The sequence below is a fragment of the Streptomyces anulatus genome (assembly GCF_014650675.1).
Taxonomy (GTDB): domain Bacteria; phylum Actinomycetota; class Actinomycetes; order Streptomycetales; family Streptomycetaceae; genus Streptomyces; species Streptomyces anulatus.
The window spans coordinates 257589-275493 of sequence record NZ_BMVK01000004.1 but is presented as its reverse complement, the minus strand read 5'-3'; the positions used below and the strand labels follow the sequence as shown (position 1 = coordinate 275493).

The 17905-nt window shown below is 70.4% G+C and carries 16 protein-coding genes; 1 reads left to right on the top strand and 15 read right to left on the bottom strand.

The genetic code is table 11. The annotated features are described in order from the left end of the window. Nucleotides 1-28: 28 nt before the first annotated feature. The 15 genes from IE272_RS12855 to IE272_RS12785 all read right to left on the bottom strand — a co-directional run bounded on the left by IE272_RS12855 (nucleotide 29) and on the right by IE272_RS12785 (nucleotide 15774). Nucleotides 29-625 (bottom strand): Rv1363c family protein, encoded by a 597-nt coding sequence (locus tag IE272_RS12855; RefSeq protein ID WP_250571351.1) that lies wholly within the window; start codon nucleotides 623-625, stop codon nucleotides 29-31. Nucleotides 626-684: 59 nt separating this feature from the next. Continuing rightward, nucleotides 685-1374, bottom strand: a complete 690-nt coding sequence (locus IE272_RS12850) for a hypothetical protein (protein WP_179890816.1) — start codon at nucleotides 1372-1374, stop codon at nucleotides 685-687. Then, nucleotides 1371-1892 (bottom strand): hypothetical protein, encoded by a 522-nt coding sequence (locus tag IE272_RS12845; protein ID WP_032792232.1) that lies wholly within the window; start codon nucleotides 1890-1892, stop codon nucleotides 1371-1373. The genes IE272_RS12850 and IE272_RS12845 overlap by 4 nt, the downstream gene beginning before the upstream one ends. Then, nucleotides 1889-3124 (bottom strand): MCE family protein, encoded by a 1236-nt coding sequence (locus IE272_RS12840; RefSeq protein WP_050359272.1) that lies wholly within the window; start codon nucleotides 3122-3124, stop codon nucleotides 1889-1891. Before IE272_RS12840 ends, IE272_RS12845 begins: the two co-directional genes overlap by 4 nt. Then, nucleotides 3121-4359: an MCE family protein gene (locus IE272_RS12835; RefSeq protein WP_073959565.1), complete on the bottom strand. Its 1239-nt coding sequence runs from the start codon at nucleotides 4357-4359 to the stop codon at nucleotides 3121-3123. The genes IE272_RS12840 and IE272_RS12835 overlap by 4 nt, the downstream gene beginning before the upstream one ends. Further along, on the bottom strand, nucleotides 4356-5498 hold the full coding sequence (locus tag IE272_RS12830) for an MCE family protein (RefSeq protein WP_190006879.1): 1143 nt from the start codon (nucleotides 5496-5498) through the stop codon (nucleotides 4356-4358). The genes IE272_RS12835 and IE272_RS12830 overlap by 4 nt, the downstream gene beginning before the upstream one ends. Nucleotide 5499: 1 nt before the next feature. Further along, complete coding sequence (locus IE272_RS12825) at nucleotides 5500-6519, bottom strand: MCE family protein (protein WP_190006878.1); 1020 nt, start codon at nucleotides 6517-6519, stop codon at nucleotides 5500-5502. Beyond that, the gene (locus IE272_RS12820; RefSeq protein ID WP_050359266.1) at nucleotides 6516-7547 is read right to left on the bottom strand and encodes an MCE family protein; all 1032 of its coding nucleotides are present in this window, start codon (nucleotides 7545-7547) and stop codon (nucleotides 6516-6518) included. Before IE272_RS12820 ends, IE272_RS12825 begins: the two co-directional genes overlap by 4 nt. Further along, complete coding sequence (locus tag IE272_RS12815) at nucleotides 7544-8833, bottom strand: MCE family protein (RefSeq protein WP_057666898.1); 1290 nt, start codon at nucleotides 8831-8833, stop codon at nucleotides 7544-7546. Before IE272_RS12815 ends, IE272_RS12820 begins: the two co-directional genes overlap by 4 nt. Further along, on the bottom strand, nucleotides 8833-9636 hold the full coding sequence (locus IE272_RS12810; protein WP_050359263.1) for an MlaE family ABC transporter permease: 804 nt from the start codon (nucleotides 9634-9636) through the stop codon (nucleotides 8833-8835). Before IE272_RS12810 ends, IE272_RS12815 begins: the two co-directional genes overlap by 1 nt. 3 nt (nucleotides 9637-9639) lie before the next feature. Then, a complete protein-coding gene (locus IE272_RS12805; protein WP_050359261.1) occupies nucleotides 9640-10512 on the bottom strand; it encodes an MlaE family ABC transporter permease in 873 nt (290 codons plus the stop codon). Then, nucleotides 10509-11495 (bottom strand): ABC transporter ATP-binding protein, encoded by a 987-nt coding sequence (locus IE272_RS12800; RefSeq protein WP_050359260.1) that lies wholly within the window; start codon nucleotides 11493-11495, stop codon nucleotides 10509-10511. Before IE272_RS12800 ends, IE272_RS12805 begins: the two co-directional genes overlap by 4 nt. 530 nt (nucleotides 11496-12025) lie before the next feature. Continuing rightward, nucleotides 12026-13522: a DUF6801 domain-containing protein gene (locus IE272_RS12795; RefSeq protein WP_050359258.1), complete on the bottom strand. Its 1497-nt coding sequence runs from the start codon at nucleotides 13520-13522 to the stop codon at nucleotides 12026-12028. Nucleotides 13523-13969: 447 nt separating this feature from the next. Continuing rightward, a complete protein-coding gene (locus tag IE272_RS12790) occupies nucleotides 13970-14626 on the bottom strand; it encodes a hypothetical protein (protein WP_007454783.1) in 657 nt (218 codons plus the stop codon). Between the two features lie 212 nt (nucleotides 14627-14838). Next, a complete protein-coding gene (locus IE272_RS12785; RefSeq protein ID WP_050359257.1) occupies nucleotides 14839-15774 on the bottom strand; it encodes a hypothetical protein in 936 nt (311 codons plus the stop codon). A gap of 807 nt (nucleotides 15775-16581) precedes the next feature. Between IE272_RS12785 and IE272_RS12780 the strand changes: the two genes are divergently transcribed. Then, complete coding sequence (locus tag IE272_RS12780) at nucleotides 16582-17796, top strand: PucR family transcriptional regulator (RefSeq protein WP_073805328.1); 1215 nt, start codon at nucleotides 16582-16584, stop codon at nucleotides 17794-17796. Nucleotides 17797-17905 lie beyond the last annotated feature (109 nt).

Genomic DNA, 17905 nt, shown 5'->3' with positions numbered 1-17905 from the left:
CGGGGCAGGCGGATGCGGGGGCGGGGGGTCAGCCGCCCGTGCCGCCGACGGGCGCCTGGCCCAGCGCGCTGAGCTTCCACCCCCCGGCCGTGCGGGTGAGACTTCCGAGCAACCGGCTCTCCTTCACCGCCGGTTCGCCCTTCGGCGCGGTCACGGTGACCCGCAGCGCCACCATCACCCCTGCCCGGCCCGCCCGTTCGTCCAGTTCGGTGACCGCGCCGGAGAGGACTTCCGCCGTGCTCACCGTCTTCGCCTCGGCGATCTGCTCGGCGAACGCATCTCGTCCGTCGACGAGTTGGCGGTGCAGATCGCCGGTGGTGGACTGTTCCCAGCTGTCGAGCCCCTTCTCCAGCGACCGGTGGTCCAGGGTGTTCATGTTCTGCACCGCCTGTTCGCCCGCCGCCAGTGCGTCGTCCCGCGTCCGCGCGAAGGCCGCCGCGTCGTCGTGCGTGGCCTCGTAGCGCAGCCAGCCGCCCCAGCCCGCCGCTCCGGCCGCGCAGACCGCCAGGGCCAGCGCGACGATCACCAGCGGATTCCTCGTTCCCGCCCGCACCGCCCCCGCCGAGCCCTCCCGCCCCGTGCCCTCCGGTGCCGTTCCCTGCCGTGCCGTCCGCTGCCGTGCCATGTGCTGCCTCTCCCCTGCCTGCCGAACCGGACCGGTGCGCCATCGCCTCCGGCCCGCCGTCATGTGGAGCCGATCTCGACGATCCACCAGCGCCCTTCGCGCAGTTCCGCGACCACCGTGAGCTGCGCGGAGGCGGTGGTGGGGGCGCGGCCCCGGCGCTCGTAGACCTGGTCGAGGAAGACCAGGAGGTGGGCGCTGCTGCCGGTCAGCCGGGTCACCCCGGCCCGGACGACCTCGGTGGTGAGCGTCAGCTTCTGGTCGGCGGACTGCCGCTCGACCTGGCCGAACAGCGCCGCGTACTGCTGGAGCGCCTTGCCCGCCAGGATCTCCTTCGCCGCCGCCCTGGTGGCGGCCGTGGCCCCGGGGCCGTAGGAGAAGATCTTCCCGAGCGCGCTGCTGACGTCGCCGGTGACACGGGTGGTCGCCTCCGCGTCGGTGAGCGCGAGGTTCGCCGTGGCCGGGGTGTCCCGCAGCTGGCGTCCCTCGGCGTACAGGGCGCCGCCCGTGGCGATCAGGGCGACCGCCAGAAGTGCGCCGAGGACGCGCGGCCATCGGCGGCGGGACACGTCCACGCCATCCGACACGTCCGGCTCGCCCGGCTCACCCGGTGCGTCCGGTGCGGCCGGTGCGTCCTTCTCCGCCGTGGCGTCCGTCGGGTCCGATGCGTCCGTCACGTCCGTCGCGTCCGCCACTTCCGCCGCGTCCGTTGCCGTGCTGTTCACCGTGGTCGTTCCTCCCCGCGGTCTCATCGGCCGCCGCCCGTTCCGATCGCCGTGAGCGCCTTGACCTTCCAGCCGTCGGCCGTACGGGCGAGGGTCGCCCCGAACCGTTTGCGCTGGGTACCGGGCGCGCCGGTGCGCGGGGTGACCGCGACGTCCACGGTGGCGATCAGCTCCGCCGTGCCCGTGCGCTCGTCCAGTGCGGTCAGCGCCGCCGAGGTGACCTTGCCCCTGGCCGTGTCGCCCGCGGTCGTCAGGGACTTCGCGTCGGCTTTACGGGTCCGCTCCAGCTGGTCGTGCAGCGGACCCGTGGAGGAGTCGAGCCAGGCCCGCAGCCCGTCGTCGACCCGCTTCGCGTTCTCGCCGTCCAGGCTGTTCAGCGTCGCGAGGTGCCGTCTGCCGTCGGCCAGTGCCGTGTCGCGGGCCTTCGCGTAGGACAGGGAACGGTCGCCGCGCGCCTGCCCGTACGACCAGGCACCCAGGCCGCAGACCAGAGCGGCGACGAGCAGCACGGCCCAGCCGGCCCGGCGTCGGGTGCGGGGCGTCATGAGCCGCCTCCCAGGCCCAGCAGCCCGGCCATGCCCTCGGTCGGCGGCTGTGTGCTCGCGGACCCGGCGTCCACGGTTCCCGGCAGCTTCATCGAGCCCGGAACGGCCGGCTTCGGCACCGGGCCGCCCTTGGGGGCGTTGGCGCTGCCCCGGACGTTGATGCCGGTGCCGGGCGAGGAGGTGCAGCGGGCGGCGGTGTTCACGGCGGGCCCGTCCGAGGTGTTGAGGCCGTTGCGGTAGACCGTGCCGCCGTACCCCGCGGTGCACGGCAGCGGTTCGAAGAAGGTGACGGACATCCCGAACCGGGCGCCGTCGTCGTCGACCGCGCTCGCTCCGGCGGCGACCACGGCGGGCAGCTTCACGAGAAGTTCCTCCAGACCGCGTTGGCGGGTGACGGCGACCTCCGAGGTGGTGAGGAGGTTGGCGACGACGACGCCGAAGGCGGGATCCAGGTCGCGCAGCAGCCCGCTGATCTGGACGGCGGCGTCCGGGGTGGTCGCGATGAGGCGGCGCAGGTCGCCGTCGGAGCCCTTGAGTTCGGCGGCCAGTTCCTTGGCCCCCGAGGCGAAGCCCTTGAGTGCCTGCCCCTGTTCGGCCTGGGTGCGCAGGACGCGCTCGCCGTCGGCCATCAGCCGGGTCGTGACCGGAAGGGACTTGTCGGCGGCCTCGATGAAGTCGCCGCTCGTGTCCAGCAGGACCTGGAGGTCGTCGCCGCGCCCCTCGAAGGCGGCCCCGAACTCCTCGACGACGGTCCGCAGGCTTTCCAGGTCCACGGAGCTCGCCAGGTCGTCGACGCTGGTGAGGACGTCGGTGGGGGGTGCGGGGGTGCTGGTGTCGGCCTCGTCGATGACCGAGCCGTTGCCCAGGAAGGGCCCGTCCTCGCGGGTGGGCCGCAGATCGACGTACTGCTCGCCGACCGCCGAGAGGTTCGCGACGACGGCGGTGAGGCTGTCCGGGATCGGCGGGGCGTCGTTCTCGATCCGCAGCTCGGCCTCGACACCGTCGTCGGTCAGCTCGATGGGGCCGACGCGGCCCACGGAGACGCCCCGGTAGGTGACGTTGGAGTGGGTGTACAGGCCGCCCGTCTGCGGGAGTTGGACGGTGACGGTGTAGTAGCTGCGCAGTCCGACGTAGTGGCCGAGATCGGCGTACCGCACACCCAGGTAGCCGAGGACCAGAGCGGCGATGACGAGGAAGGCGAGGTTCTTCAGCCGGATGGAGAGGGTGATCACGGTGTCGCCCCCTTCGCGGGGTTCGAGGCCCCCGGAGCGCCGGGCTTCGACGCGTCGGGCGCTTCGGTCTTCGGCGCGCCGGTCTTCGGCGTTCCCGACACGACGGGAAGCGGCAGGGGCAGCGCGCCCCGGGCGGCCGCGCCCCCGCCCTCGGCCGGTGGCAGCGGGATCCCGGGGGGATCCGGGGTGAGCGCGGGGATGATCTGCGTACCGGGCACGGCCGCCACGTCCAGGTAGACGTTGAGGTAGTCGCCCTTGACGCCGCGCAGCACCTCGTCCGTGAAGGGGTAGGTCAGCAGCACCTGGAGGGAGTCGGGGAGGTCCTGGCCGGAGTCGGCGAGCGCCTTGAGGGTCGGGGCGAGCGCCTTGAGGTCGGCGATCATGTCGGCTTTGCTCCGGTTGATCGTGTCGACGGCCACGGTGGAGAGGGTGTCGAGGGAGCGCAGCATGGTGAGCAGCGAGCCGCGCTGTTTCTCCAGGACCTTGAGCCCGGGGCTGAGTCCGGTGAGGACCGTGCCGACGTCCTGCTTGCGGGTGGCGAGGGTGGCGGCGAGGCGGTTGACGCCGTCCAGGGCCTTGGTGATGTCGCTCTTGTTCTCGTCCAGGTTGGTCACCAGGGTGTCGACCCGGTTGAGCATGGAGCGGATCTGCGGTTCCTGCCCGGCGAGCGCCTTGTTGAGTTCGGTGGTGATGGTCTTGAGCTGGTTGACACCGCCCCCGTTGAGGAGCAGGGAGAGGGCGCCGAAGACCTCTTCGACCTCCGGGTTCCGGTTGGTGCGGGAGTGCGGGATGCGGCCGCCGGCGGCGAGCGACCCGCGTGCGGTGCCTTCGGGGGGCGGGGCGAGCTGGATGAACTTCTCACCGAGCAGGCTGGACTGTTCGAGGCGGGCGTAGGCGTTCGCGGGGAGCTTGATCTTCCCGTTGACCTGCATGGTGACCCGGGCCCGCCAGCCGTCCGGGGCCAGCGTGATCTTCGTGACGCGCCCCACGGCCACGTCGTTGACCTTGACCGAGGACTGCGGCGCGAGGCTGAGGACGTCGCCGAACTCGGCGGTGACCTCGTAGGGCCGGTCGCCGAGGTCCGCGCCGCCGGGCAGGGGGATCTGTTCGATGCCGGTGAAGGTGGGGCCGTCGGGGCGGACCACGACCAGGGCGATCAGCGCGCCGGTGGCGAGCAGGGCCACGGCTCCGACGGCGGCCCGTACGACGGGTCTGCGCCGGTCGTCGTCGTTCATCGTCGCGCCCCCTTCTGCTTGCCGGGCTGCTTGCCGGGCTGCTTCTCGGGGGTGCCGTAGACCGTGCCGACCTCCGGGAGCGGCAGGACCGGCAGGGCCTTGCGGCGGGTCGCGTCGACGGGGGCGAGGCCGGTGAGCCGGCCGGCTGCGGAGGCGGCCCCGGGGTCGACGAGCGGTCCCCCCATGGACAGTTCGTTGAGGTTGGCGCGCCCGTTGAGGGTGCGGTTGGCGGGGTCGTAGGCGTTGAGGACGTTGCCTGCGGCGAGCGGGAGGGTGTCCATCGCCTCGGCGAGCGAGGCGCGCTGGTCGACGAGCGCCTGGGTGACGGGCACCAGGGCCTCGACGTTCTTCTTGAGCGCGCCCCGGTTCTTGGCGATGAAGGCCTTCACCTGGCCGAGGGCGGTGCCGAGTTCCTTGAGGGCCGCGCTGAGGTTCTTCTTGTCGTCGGCCAGGAAGGAGGTGACCGTGTTCAGTTGCTGCTCGGCGCTGCGGACGTTGCCGTCGTTCTCCTTGAGCATGGTGGTGAAGGTCTGGAGGTGGGCCAGGGTGTCGAACAGGTCGCCGCTGCTCCGGTCGAGCGTCTTGGTGGCCTTGCCGAACTGCTCGATGGAGTCCCCGATGGCCTTGCCGTTGCCGTCGAGGTTCTTCGCCCCGGTGTCCAGGAGCCGGGCGAGCGCCCCGTCGGCGTTGGCCCCGTTCGGGCCGAGCGCGGTGGAGAGTTCGGTGATGGAGGCGTACAGCTCGTCGACCTCGACGGGGGTGGCGTTGCGGGCGGCGGGCAGGACCGCGTCGTCGGCGAGCCGGGGGCCGCCGTCGTAGGCCGGGGCGAGCTGGATGTAGCGGTCGGCGACGAGGCTCGGGGCGACGACAACGGCGTGGGCGTCCTCGGGGACGTCGATGCCCCGGTCGAGGCGCAGTACGACCTTCACCTCCTCGCCACGGGGCTCGACGGAGGTGACGGTTCCGACCTTGACGCCGAGGATCCGCAGGTCGGATCCGGCGTAGACGCCGGTGGCGCGCTCGAAGTAGGCGGTGACGGTGGTCTTCCCGTCCTCCTCCAGGGCGCTCACACCGGTGGCGGCCGCGACAGCGACGAGGGCGAGTCCGGCGGTGATGCCGGTGATGCGGGTGCGTCTCATGTCAGCGGCCCCCTTGCTGCCGGGGTGGCATGCATCCGGTCGCCGGGGGTGTGCCGGCGGGCAGGTAGTTCTTGGGCACGACTCCGCAGACGTAGTTGTCGAACCAGCGCCCGCTGCCGAGGGTGTTGCCGATGAGCCGGCTGTAGGAGCCGGTCATGGAGAGGACCTTGTCGAGGCTCTTGCGGTTCTTGACCAGGACGGCGGTGACCCGGCCGAGCGACTGGAGGGTCGGCCCGAGCTGCTTGTCGTTGTCCCGGACGAGCCCGGTGAGCTGGGTGCCCAGGTCGCGGGTTCCGGTGAGCAGCAGGTGGATGGAGTCGCGGCGGGCCCGGATCTCGCCGAGCAGCAGGTTCCCGTCCTCCAGGAGCGTTTCGAAGCTGCTCTTCTTCCCGGCGAGGGTCTTGGTGAGCTGTTTGCTGTTGCGGAGCAGGGTGGCGAGCTGGGCGTCGCGTTCGGAGACGGTACGGGAGAGGGCGGAGAGCCCGTCGGCGGCGCTGCGGACGTGGGGCGGGGAGTCCTTGAAGGTGGCGGAGATCGTCTCGAAGCTCTTGGCGAGCTGTGCGGTGTCGATCTCCCCGATGGTCTCCCCGAGCCCGTTGAACGCCTGGGTGACGTCGTACGGGGAGGTGGTGCGGCTCGCGGTGATGCGGGAGCCGGGGTCCTGCGGGGCGTCGCCGAGGGGGTCGACGGCGAGGTACTTGTCGCCGAGGAGGGTCTTGACGGCGATGCCCACGGTGGAGGAGTCGCCGATCCAGGCGCCCTTCACCCGGAAGTCGACCCGGACCTTCGCGCCGTCGAGGGAGACTCCGGTGACCTCGCCGACCTTCACTCCGGCGATCCGCACCTCGTCGCCGTCGGTGAGGCCGGCGGACTCGGTGAAGTCGGCGCTGTAGGAGGTGCCGCCCTGGACGAACGGCAGGGAGTCGGCACGCCAGGCGGCGAGGCCGAGCAGGGTCAGGACGAGGAGCCCGACGATGGCGACGGAGACCGGGTTGCGTTCCCGTACGGGAGTGATTCTCATGCCAGGCACCTCGGTTGGGTGATCGCGATGCCGCCCGGCGGTTTGCTGCCGTCGTCGTGGGTGACGCCGCTGACCTTCGCTTCGCAGAGGTAGAGGTTGAGCCACGATCCGTAGGACGTCAGCCGGCTGATGGCCGCCATCTTGGCCGGGGTCTTCTGCAGGAAGTTCTCGATCTGCGGGGTGCCCTTCTCCAACTGTCCGCTGAGGCGTCCGAGTTGGCGGATGTCGTCCTTGAGCGGCTTCCTGCCGTCCTGGAAGAGGTCGGCGGTGACGGTGGTGAGCGCGCCCATCGCGGTGATGGCCTCGCCGAGGGGTTCGCGGTCACCGGAGAATCCGGTGACGAGCTTCTGGAGGGTGACGACGAGGTCGTCGAAGCCCGCCTCCCGGTCGTTGACCGTCTTCAGGACGGTGTTGAGGTTCTTGATCACCTCGCCGATCACCTTGTCCTTCGCGGCGACGGTGGTGGTGAGCGAGCCGACGTGACGCAGGATGCTGTCGACGGTGCCGCCCTCGCCCTGGAGGACCTGGACGATGGAGCCGGCGAGCTGGTTGACGTCGGGCGGGGACAGCCCTTCGAAGAGGGGCTGGAAGCCGTTGAAGAGCTGGGTGAGGTCGAGTGCCGGGGTGGTGCGGGAGAGCGGGATGGTGTCGCCGGGCGCGAAGGCGCGGCCGACGGGTCCGGGGCCCCGGTCGAGGTCGACGTACCGCTGGCCGACCATGTTGAGGTACTTGATGGACGCCGTCACCGAGGCGGGGAGGCTACGTCCCTTGCGTACGGCGAAGGCGACCTCGGCGACCCGCCGGTCGGCGACCTTCACGGATTCGACCTGGCCGACCTTGACTCCGGCGATCCGGACGCTGTCGCCGGGGATGAGCCCGGTGGCGTCGGTGAACCGCGCCCTGTACGTGGTGGTGTCCCCGACGCCCGTGTTGGCGATGGAGAGCCCGAGGACGGTGGTGGCCAGCACGGTGACGACGATGAAGACGAGGGACTTGGTGATCGGTCCCGCGAGCGAGCGGCGATTCACTTGAGCTTCACCTCCGCACCGCGGAAGGCCGGGCCGATGAGCACGCTGCTCCAGTCGGCCAGGTCTCCCGGCCGGGCTTTCAGCGAGGGGGCGACCAGTTCGTTGACGAGCCGGGACTCCTCGGGCGAGTTGGGCAGTCCGAGCCCGGTGTCGGCGTCGTCGCCCGCGTCCGCCGGGGGCGCGGTGACGTCGGTGGCCCGGCGGGTGTCGGCGGTCGGGGCGTGCTTGCCGACATACGGCACCGAGTAGCAGGCGGGCCCGCCGCTCGCGCTGTAGACCGGGGTGTCCTTGCCGGGGACGTATTTGCCCTTGGAGGGAACGGACTTGATCGACACATGCAGCCCCGGTTCGTCGGTTCCCTTGCCGAGGGCCTTGTCCATGGCGGGCACGAAGCCGGCCATGGTGCGCAGCGTGCAGGGGAACGACTCGGCGTATTCGGCGAGGAGTTCGAGGGAGGGCCGGCCGGCGGCGGAGAGCCGGATCAGGTTGTCCTTGTTCTCCCGCAGGAAGGAGGTCGTGTCCTGTGCGGCAGCCGTGGTGGTGCCGTAGAGCCCGGCGAGCCGCGCTTCCTGGTCGGCGAGGGTGGAGCTGGTGACCGTGGCGTCGGTCAGCGCGTCGAGAACGTCCGGCGCGGCGTCCGCGTACAGCGTGCTCACCTTGACGAGTTCCTTGATGTCGGCGTTGAGGGTGGGGAGTTGGGGGTTGAACTTCTTCAGGTGGCCGTCCAGCGTGGTCAGCGTCTCGCCGAGGCGCTCGCCTCGCCCCTCCAGCGCCTGGGACACGGCGTTGAGGGTGGCGGAGAGCTTCTCGGGCTTCACGGCGGTCAGCAGCGGCAGGACGTTGTCCAGGACCTGTTCCAGCTCGATGGCGTTGCTGGAGCGGTCCTGCGGGATGACCGCCCCGGCCCGCAGGGTGGAGCCGGTGGGGATGCGGGGCGGTACGAGCGCGACGAACCGTGCGCCGAAGAGGGTGGTGGGCAGCATCTGGGCGGTGACGTCGGCGGGCACCTGTTCGAGCTTGTCCCGGTCGATGGCCAGGGTGAGGCGGGCGCCGTCGCCGTCGGTGGCGATGGAGCGGACCTGCCCGATGACGACGCCGCGCAGCTTCACGTCGGCGTTGTCGTGCATCTCGTTGCCGACCGCTCCGGTGCGGACGGTGACCGTGGCATCGTCGGTGAAGTCCTTCTCGTACACGGAGACCGAGACCCACACCAGGACGGCGGGCACCAGCAGGAAGGTGACTCCGGCCAGCCGCCGGCGGACCGTGCGTGTGCTGGATGTGCGCATCAGCCGGCCACCTTCACCGTCGTCGTGGCGCCCCAGATGGCGAGCGAGAGGAAGAAGTCGGTGACGCTGATGAGGACGATGGCGTTGCGCACCGACCGGCCGACCGCCACGCCCACGCCGGCCGGTCCCCCGGTGGCGTGGAAGCCGTAGTAGCAGTGGGCGAGGATCACCAGCACGCTGAAGATCAGCACCTTGAGCACCGACAGCAGTACGTCCTGCGGGGAGAGGAAGAGATTGAAGTAGTGGTCGTAGGTGCCCGCCGACTGCCCGTTGAAGAAGATGGTGATCCAGCGGGAGGCGACGTACGAGGAGAGCAGCCCGATCGCGTACAGCGGGATGATCGCGACGACTCCGGCGATGATCCGGGTGGTGACGAGGTAGGGCATGGAGCGGACGCCCATCGCCTCCAGGGCGTCGACCTCCTCGTTGATCCGCATCGCGCCGAGCTGGGCGGTGAAGCCCGCGCCGACGGTGGCGGAGAGGGCGAGGCCGGCGACCAGGGGGGCGATCTCCCGGGTGTTGAAGTAGGCGGAGATGAACCCGGTGAACGCCGAGGTGCCGATCTGGTTGAGGGCCGCGTAGCCCTGGAGCCCGACGACGGTGCCGGTGAACAGGGTCATGGCGACCATCACGCCGATCGTGCCGCCGATGACGCCGAGTCCGCCGCTGCCGAAGGCGACCTCGGCCAGCAGCCGCTGCACCTCTCGCAGATAGCGGCGCAGGGTGCGCGGGATCCAGACGAGTGCCTTGACGTAGAAGGTGAGTTGGTCGCCCGATCGGTCGAGCCAGCTGAGCATCGCCATGGGTCAGCTCCCCTTCGCGGGGACGATCTGGAGGTAGATCGCCGTGAGGACCATGTTCACGAAGAACAGCAGCATGAAGGTGATGACGACGGACTGGTTGACCGCGTCGCCGACGCCCTTGGGGCCGCCGCGCGGGTTGAGGCCCCGGTAGGCGGCGACGATGCCCGCGATGAAGCCGAAGATCAGGGCCTTGAACTCGCTGATGTAGAGGTCGGGCAGCTGGGCGAGGGCGGAGAAGCTCGCGAGGTACGCGCCCGGGGTGCCGTCCTGCATGATCACGTTGAAGAAGTAGCCGCCGAGGGTGCCGACCACGGAGATCAGCCCGTTGAGCAGGACGGCGACGAGCATGGTGGCGAGCACCCGGGGGACGACGAGGCGCTGGATGGGCGAGACGCCCATGACCTCCATCGCGTCGAGTTCCTCGCGGATCTTGCGGGAGCCGAGGTCGGCGCAGATCGCGGATCCGGCGGCTCCGGAGATCAGCAGCGCCACGATGATCGGGCTGGCCTGCTGGATCACGGCCAGCACGCTGGCGCCGCCGGTGAAGGACTGGGCGCCGAGCTGCTGGGTGAGGGAGCCGACCTGGAGGGCGATGACCGCGCCGAACGGGATGGAGACGAGGGCGGCGGGCAGGATCGTGACGCTCGCGACGAACCAGAACTGCTCGATGAACTCGCGTACCTGGAACGGCCTGCGGAAGATCGCCCGGGCCACCGCGACGGCGAGCGCGAAGAGCTTCCCGGTCTCGCGGAGCGGGGCGAGCAGCCGGGAGGGCCGCCGCTGCTCGGGCGCGGCCGGGGCGGTCGCCCCGGGGCCGGTGGGCGGCGGGGGCTTCTCGGGCGGCTCGGGCGGCCGCACCGGCATCGGGGCGGTCACGCGCGCGCACCTCCCGCGGCCGGGGCGTAGCTGTTGAGGATCGCCGTACGGGCGGCCTCCGGCAGCTGGCCCATCATCGACATGACCCGCTCCCGGCGGCGCAGCGCGCCCTGGCGTACGGGCATCCCGGGCGAGGGCTCCAGCTGGGGGACGACGGTGCGGGGCCCGGTGCGCGGCGGCGCGGTGTCGGCCAGCTGCTCGGCGGCGAGGGTGGCGGCGTCCTTCTCCTCGGACATGCCGATGGGTCCTTCGCGGCGCCCGGCGAGGAACTGCGAGACGACCGGGGTGTCGCTGGTGAGCAGCACCTCGCGCGGGCCGAAGGTGACGAGGTTGCGGCAGAACAGCATGCCCATGTTGTCGGGGACGGTCGCCGCGATGTCGAGGTTGTGGGTGACGATGAGCATCGTCGCGTCGATCTGCGCGTTGAGGTCGATGAGGAGCTGCGACAGGTAGGCGGTGCGGACCGGGTCGAGGCCGGAGTCCGGCTCGTCGCAGAGGATGATCTGCGGGTCCAGGACCAGGGCGCGGGCGAGGCCGGCGCGCTTGCGCATGCCGCCGGATATCTCGCCCGGCAGCTTTCCCTCCGCGCCGAGGAGCCCGACGATGTCGATGCGCTCCATGACGATGCGGCGGATCTCGGATTCCTTCTTGCGGGTGTGCTCGCGCAACGGGAAGGCGATGTTGTCGAAGAGCGACATCGAGCCGAAAAGGGCCCCGTCCTGGAACATGAGGCCGAAGAGCTTCCGGGTCTCCATGATGTCGCGCTCGGAGCTGTTCACCATGTCGACGCCGTTGATGAGGACGCGTCCCTGCTCGGGCTTGAGCAGCCCGATGATGGATTTCAGGAAAACGGTCTTTCCGGTTCCGGAAGGACCGAGCATGACGCTCACTTCACCGGCGGGCAGGGTGAGGCTGACGTCCTGCCAGATGTTCTGCTTGCCGAAGGACTTCGTCAGACCCTCGACGACTACTTCGATTCCCATCGGCCCTCCCTCGAGGTGGCGGTGAACGTGTTCATCGTTAAGCGCTCCGGCTCTGAGAAAAGCGATGGCGGCTCGTCACACATGCACCAGGGGGCGCACGTTATGTCCGCCGAAACCGCCAGGGCAAGCCGTTGAACAGCGGAGATCGACGAACGCGGGGCTGAGAATGGATCACTTGTCATTCGGTGACAAGGCCGGTTCCCGTCCTTGTCGAAATCTGCGCAAACACTGGGGGTCTGATCCGGGGTGCCCCTGGACCGGAGCGGAGCGAACCGGGCCCGGGCGTGCCCGCCGAGCAGGGAAGCAGGCGTTTTCGATCGGCACGTCTGGGACGCTACGGGCCGGTAACCTGACTTCGCAATACTGGGTACAGACTTTCCTCGGCGAGAATTCACGTGGGGCGGAGGATTGTTCACGGGTGAGTAATCCTCGAACCAAACCTGTCGGATGATGAGGAATCGCACGACGGTCGGCGGGCAGGAAAGAGCCCTTCCGGACCGGGGACCGGAAGGGCTCGGGGGGTGTTCGGGTCAGCGCTCGGGCGTCGGCACCTTCGGCGGGCAGTCCGGCCCTTCCGGGTTCGTGGCCACGCACAGGGGCGCCTGCGTCATCTTGGTGTAGTTGTCGGCCTTCTTGCCCGGGCTGGAGATGGCCGAGGTGAAGATCGGGTCGAGGTCCTCGCTCACACCGCAGCCCTCGAACGGCGGGATGTGGGCGTACCCGGTCAGGGTGCCGCCGTACGCCACGAGGTAGCCGGCCGGCGGATAGCTCTGCCCGTACCCCCTCAGCACCTGCTCGAAGGGGCGCGCCGTGCGGCAGTCGGGGCCCACGTCCAGGGGGACGCCGTTCACCTCGACGTCGGAGAGCCGCATCACGAGCTGGGCCGTGACGGTCGTCTCCTCCGGGTAGGTGGGCGTGTTGGTGACCGTGTGGGTGTGGATCGCGGCCGGGGGTCCCACCTGCTCCAGCGTCATGGTCGCGGTCGTCGGCATGAAGCCGTAGCTGAGGAACGTGGCCTTCGTCGGGGGGAGTTGCCGACGCCCCTGGTAGTCGAAGTTCACCTCCGAGCTGACGTCGACGGTCGAGGCGCAGGAGTCGTTGATGTAGCGCTTGTTCAGCACCACCTTCATGAACGCGGGCCCCAGCGCCGCCGCGCCGTCCAGCTTGGCGGCGTTGGCGTAGCCGGCCGCGTACGTCTCGGCGGTGGTCATCACCCACTCGGGCGGGATCTCGATCGGGCAGCTGCCCGGGTCCTCGCCGTCAAGGGCGTCGAGCCGTTCGTCGGTGAGGGCGTCGATCTTCTCCCGGGCGCTGGGCGGCAGTCCCTCGGCCGGGCGGGTGGGGGTCGGGTCCGGTACGGGGTCGCTCTCCCCCGGCTGTGGAGCGGGGGCCGTGGGGTCGCTGTCGCCGCGGACCGTGATCGCGGCGAGTTCGGGTTCCTGGCCCGGGGCCGGTTCGCAGACGACGTCGAGTCCCGGAGGTGTGGTCGGCTCGCCCGCCCCGGTGAGCGAGGACAGCGCGAGGGCCAGCCCGGCGGGGGCCAGCGTCGCGCGCCCGGGGCTGCCGAAGGAGACCGTCGGCACGTCACCGGTCGCGGTCAGGGCGAGGCCGCCCCCGTCGGGTCCCGGCAGGGCGACGGGGGGAGCGGTCAGGTCCTGCCAGGAGGCGTCGGCGGACTTGTCGCCGACGGTGTTGCGGACGGTGAGCCGCGCGACGGCCGACAGGGTGGCGGCGTCCAGCTCCCCGAACCGGGCGAGCGCCGTGGGCTCCAGGTTCACCTCGACGGAGACCTGGGACGGGCGGACCTCCTCTCCCGTGCGGACGGAGGTGGGGAGCACCGCCGAGACGACGACGTCCACTTCCTCGGGTCCGGAGGGGAACGGGCAGGCGTAGCGGAGGGCGACCTCCGAGGTCTGTTCCGCGGCGGCCGACTCGGCGCTGGGAACGAGCGCGGTGGCGACGACGAGCGCCCCGCCCACGGCCCAGTGGATCGGTCGTCTCGCTGCGGCGCGTGCATCGACGGTCATACGGATGTGTCCTTCCGGCGCGCGTGGGCCCAGGGATGGCTGCGGAAAGCGGGTCCACTTCTCGGCAACGGCCCCTGCGGGCGGACGTCGAGCGGACTTCGAACGGACGTCGGGCGGGCTTCGGTGGTACGTCGACCGGGCCCGGCCGTAGGGCGACCGGACGGGGTACGGCCCCTACCGACGGGTACGGTACGCACGCCGACGACGCCTGGGAAGGGCCCGGTTTCCGATCGGATCACCGGTGCCCGGACTTTGGCAGCCGGTGACAATCCGCCGCCGCTTCCTTGTCGGCGGGTGCGTGGAAACGGGGCGTGGCCGGCCGGCGCGGCGGAGCGGCGCGTGCGGCTCCGGCCGAGGCCCGGAGCGCCCCCGGTCGCCGTCGTGCCCGGCCGTCGGGTGCGCACGGCCGGGCACGACGCTCAGATGCGGGACGTCATCGGCGGTGGGTCACCCGCTGATGACCGGGGACTTGCCCGATGCCGTGTTCACGATGGTGTAGAGGCCCTGGAAGCTGGCCGTGGTGCCGACGATGCCGCAGCCGCCGCCGACCTTGTTGGCGATGGCGAGGGTGAGGCCGCCGCCCGCGGTGTTCAGTGTGCCGTTGCTGCCGCCCGCGGTCGGGTTGTTGTACTTGGCCGCGACCTTGCCGGTCACGTCGAAGGTGCAGGGGCCGAGGACGCTGCTCCCGGACACCTTCGCCTTGATCGCTCTGATCTCACCGGTCGTCTGGCCCGTGGAGTTGGTGCCGGCGCCCGCCGCGTAGTCCAGGCCCCAGATCTCCCACGGCGGCGTGGTGGTCACCGTCCACGTCGAGCTGAACGGCCCGGTGCAGGGCGAGTTGAAGGAGATGGCCGAGATGGACGCGAGCTTGGCCGGGCTCCCGGCGACCGGGGAGGTCGGCGCCGAGCCCGAGGCGGCGGAGGTCGCACACTGGATCTTGTTGCCGTTGTTGTCGGTCAGGACGGTCACTCCGGCACTGCCGTTGAAGGCGCCGGTCGGGCTGATCGTCCAGCTGGTCGGCGCGGCGACGGCCGACGGGGCGGCCAGGACGACGGATGCCGCGGCGGCACCGATCGCGGTCAGGACACCGGTTCGCTTGAACATGGGGGTACTCCCTTTTCTCGTCCCGTTGGGGATTCGGCTGAACGTGACTGGAGAGGCGCTTGCTCAGTTGCTCGCCGTGCCGGACGGTGCGGCACTCGGCGGGTCCACGACACGGCTCGTGTCGAGGTGCGCGGACAAGGACGTGGGGGCTGCTGTCGCATCACCTCCTCGTACCGGGGGTCGGGGCGGGTTCCGGCGGACTGGACCGGGGCCTACCGCTTCGCGGAGTGCCAGAATTCGGACAGCTTCCTGCCCTCGTCCGGTGCGAGGCCGGCGGGGTCGTAGGGGCTGCCGAAGTACGTCGTGGTGGCGTCGAGCGTCACGCTGTTCTTTCCGGCGGCGGACGGGAGGCCGGTCTTGAGGTTCACCGCCCAGTCCAGGAGCCCGGCACCGCAGCCGCTGGCCCCGGGAACGGCGAACGCCGCGTCACCCTGGTCGGCTCCGTCGAAGGTGTAGCGCCCCATCTCGCCCTCGTCGTCGTTCGGCGTCCCGTCGGCCGAGAACCGCTGCAGCGAGAGGCTCGGCGCCGTCGTGTTCTGCGGCTTCAGGAGCACCGGATTGGACGTGGTCCCGATGTAGCACTTGTCACCGAGGAACGGATTCTTGAGGTGGATGCGGACCGGAATGGTGAGAATGGGCTCACCGGTGGAGAATGCCGCGCTCATATTGAAGTCGCGCGGTGCTCCGGCCGGTTCGATGGTGGCCGTCACACGGTTGAGATTGTTGTCCGTCAACTGGCGGCAGATTGCGGATACGACCGGAATTCCACTGGGGCACATGAGCCCGATCAGCCCGCCGGGGATCTCCGCCGGGTCCGCGGTCAGCGCCCCCTCGGGCGGGGCCACCAGTGAGGCGGCGCCGCCGGGGCGCTGGATGACGCCGAGCTGCAGATCGGTGTGGCCGGTGGAGACCTTGGTCTTGCCCAGCGTGATGGTTCCGGTGGCCGAGCTCGACGCTATGCAGGTGGCGATGGTGTTGAGGCCGTCCGCCGCCAGCATGGCGGGCGCGTCGACCGGGCAGCGGTCGAAGGGCGCCCAGTCGCCGTTGAGCTGGGTGGCGGCGGTGGCCGAGCCGGTGGAGAGCAGGGCGCTGAATGCCGTGAACGCCGCGAGCAGACCTACGCGGGTTCGATTGGAAACGGATCTCATGTCGTCCCCTCTGTCGGCCGCCGTGGCGCGGCCTCGTGCACGAAGTTGACCGGTTCTGCCATGCGAGCCCGCACCGCGACGGCCGTCGACGGTGATGGAGCCTCGGGGGCCCGGGGGCGGAGGATCGGAGCATCAAATTTCGGGCAGATTTCGTGACCGAATTGATCGAGGCGTGATGTTACTCGCGGGAAACAGGGCGACACAATCCGTCCGTCTAAGATTCTTTGCACCGCGCTCTTTTTGATCCGGAAATGAGCATCGGAGCACCGCTTCCTTGTCAGGGAATGCGCACCCGGGGGCACGGAATTACGCACCGGCGACCGGAACCCCGCGTGCCGTGCGTACGCGGGTCCGCGAGGGCGGGGACCACGGAAGTCCCGCCTCCGCTCCCGCACGAGTGGCACGAAATTCGGCCACTCGGCCGAAAATACCCGTCAGAGCGCGACCACCCACCCGCATTCGCCGTGGTGAGCCGCCCGCGCACCCGTTCACCGCGGGAATCGACCGATGCCGCGCGCACCACACCGGGATCATCCCGGGACGACGGAACGGCTTTGTTGTCATCACCGGAGCATGCGGCCGAAATTCATTGTCCGAAAGCGCGTAGCACCGCCCGACCTGCACGGAAGTCGCACAGTGCGGCCAGGATGTGTGCCCCCTGCACTTCGATCTTGTCCAAGTGGTGTGCAGTGCCTGTTCGTTGGTCTATCTTCGTCGCGAACTTGGTACGCACCTGTCGGTTCGTGGGAGCGCTTTCCCCCCACCGCCTCACCCCACCACCGGGCGCCGAGAGCAAGGGGACTTGTCATGCCACATCTCATACAGCCGTTGGATACCGAAGACCCGCTGGGGCCGCTCCCTCAGGAATTCGCGGCGATCATGCGGCCCGAACTGCCCAGCCTCATCAAGGAAATCGGCGTCGAGGTCACCCGGGCCTATCCGGAATACGCCCGGCTGCTCGACGGTCCGAACGGGCAGGCCATCCGGGTGGGCGTGGAGCAGAGCCTCGCCTCCTTCGTCGATCTGGTGGCCGAGCCCACCTCCCCCACCACGCTCCGGGACGACATGTGCCGGCGCTTCGGACGGTTCGAGGCGTACGAGGGCCGGAGCATGGACACCCTCCAGGGGGCCTACCGGCTGGGCGCACGGGTGGCCCTGCGGCGGGCGAAGAAGGTCGGGCAGAGCTATCACCTGTCCCCCACCCTGATGCTGAGCTTCGCCGACGCGCTCTTCGCCTATGTCGACGAACTGGAATCGCTTTCCCGGGAGGGTTTCCTGGAGGTGCAGTCCCAGTCGGGCGAGCACAGCGAGGCGTTGCGCCGCCGTCTGCTCCACCTCATCCTCGCCGGTCGCCCGGCCCCCGGAAGCGCCATCGCCGACCTGTGCGAACAGGTCGGGTGGGCGCTGCCCGAGGAGGTCACGCTGATCGCCGTCCGCGCTCCGGCGGAGCTGGACCGGCTCAGAGCGGACCGCGACCTCCTCGTCGATCTCAGCGCCCCGCAGCCGCACCTGCTGATCCCCGGAGCGCTGGACGACGCACGAAGATCGATGCTGGAACAGGCTCTGCCGGCCGGCCGCGCGGCGATCGGGCTGACCGTTCCCACCGCGCTGGCCTGCGAGTCGATCCGCTGGGCCCGCCGGGTCCTGGAGCTCGTCGACTCCGGCGTGATCGACGACGCACCGCTGATCCGCTGCGAGGACCACCTCACCACTCTGTGGCTGCTGTCCGACCCCGCCCTGCTGGACCAACTGGCCCAGCGGGAGCTGGCCGCGGTCGCGGGGATCAGCGCCACCCGCCGTGACCGGCTGGTGGAGACGCTGCGGATCTGGCTCGACACCCGGGGAACGGCGGCCCAGATGGGCGCACTGCTGGATGTCCACCCGCAGACCGTGCGCTACCGCATGCGGAGCCTGGAGACCATCTTCGGTGACCAACTCGTCGACCCCGAGAGCCGTTTCGCCACCGAGGCGGTGCTGCGCGCGCTGCGGCTGCGCTCCCGCTCCACGGGCACATCCCCCTGATCCGGATCACGTTCGGCGCGCCGGGTCAACTTACCGGCGCGTAAGGCGAAATAGACGGTCAGTCCCAAACGGTTGCGACACGGAGACGTATCCGACGAGAAACCCGGAA

Coding starts and splice junctions, on each gene's coding strand:
- IE272_RS12790 (WP_007454783.1), bottom strand. CDS start 14,626: ATGTTCAAGCGAACCGGTGTCCTGACCGCGATCGGTGCCGCCGCGGCA.
- IE272_RS12800 (WP_050359260.1), bottom strand. CDS start 11,495: ATGGGAATCGAAGTAGTCGTCGAGGGTCTGACGAAGTCCTTCGGCAAG.
- IE272_RS12845 (WP_032792232.1), bottom strand. CDS start 1,892: ATGACGCCCCGCACCCGACGCCGGGCCGGCTGGGCCGTGCTGCTCGTC.
- IE272_RS12785 (WP_050359257.1), bottom strand. CDS start 15,774: ATGAGATCCGTTTCCAATCGAACCCGCGTAGGTCTGCTCGCGGCGTTC.
- IE272_RS12795 (WP_050359258.1), bottom strand. CDS start 13,522: ATGACCGTCGATGCACGCGCCGCAGCGAGACGACCGATCCACTGGGCC.
- IE272_RS12855 (WP_250571351.1), bottom strand. CDS start 625: ATGGCACGGCAGCGGACGGCACGGCAGGGAACGGCACCGGAGGGCACG.
- IE272_RS12810 (WP_050359263.1), bottom strand. CDS start 9,636: ATGGCGATGCTCAGCTGGCTCGACCGATCGGGCGACCAACTCACCTTC.
- IE272_RS12835 (WP_073959565.1), bottom strand. CDS start 4,359: ATGAACGACGACGACCGGCGCAGACCCGTCGTACGGGCCGCCGTCGGA.
- IE272_RS12780 (WP_073805328.1), top strand. CDS start 16,582: ATGCCACATCTCATACAGCCGTTGGATACCGAAGACCCGCTGGGGCCG.
- IE272_RS12825 (WP_190006878.1), bottom strand. CDS start 6,519: ATGAGAATCACTCCCGTACGGGAACGCAACCCGGTCTCCGTCGCCATC.
- IE272_RS12850 (WP_179890816.1), bottom strand. CDS start 1,374: ATGAGACCGCGGGGAGGAACGACCACGGTGAACAGCACGGCAACGGAC.
- IE272_RS12830 (WP_190006879.1), bottom strand. CDS start 5,498: ATGAGACGCACCCGCATCACCGGCATCACCGCCGGACTCGCCCTCGTC.
- IE272_RS12815 (WP_057666898.1), bottom strand. CDS start 8,833: ATGCGCACATCCAGCACACGCACGGTCCGCCGGCGGCTGGCCGGAGTC.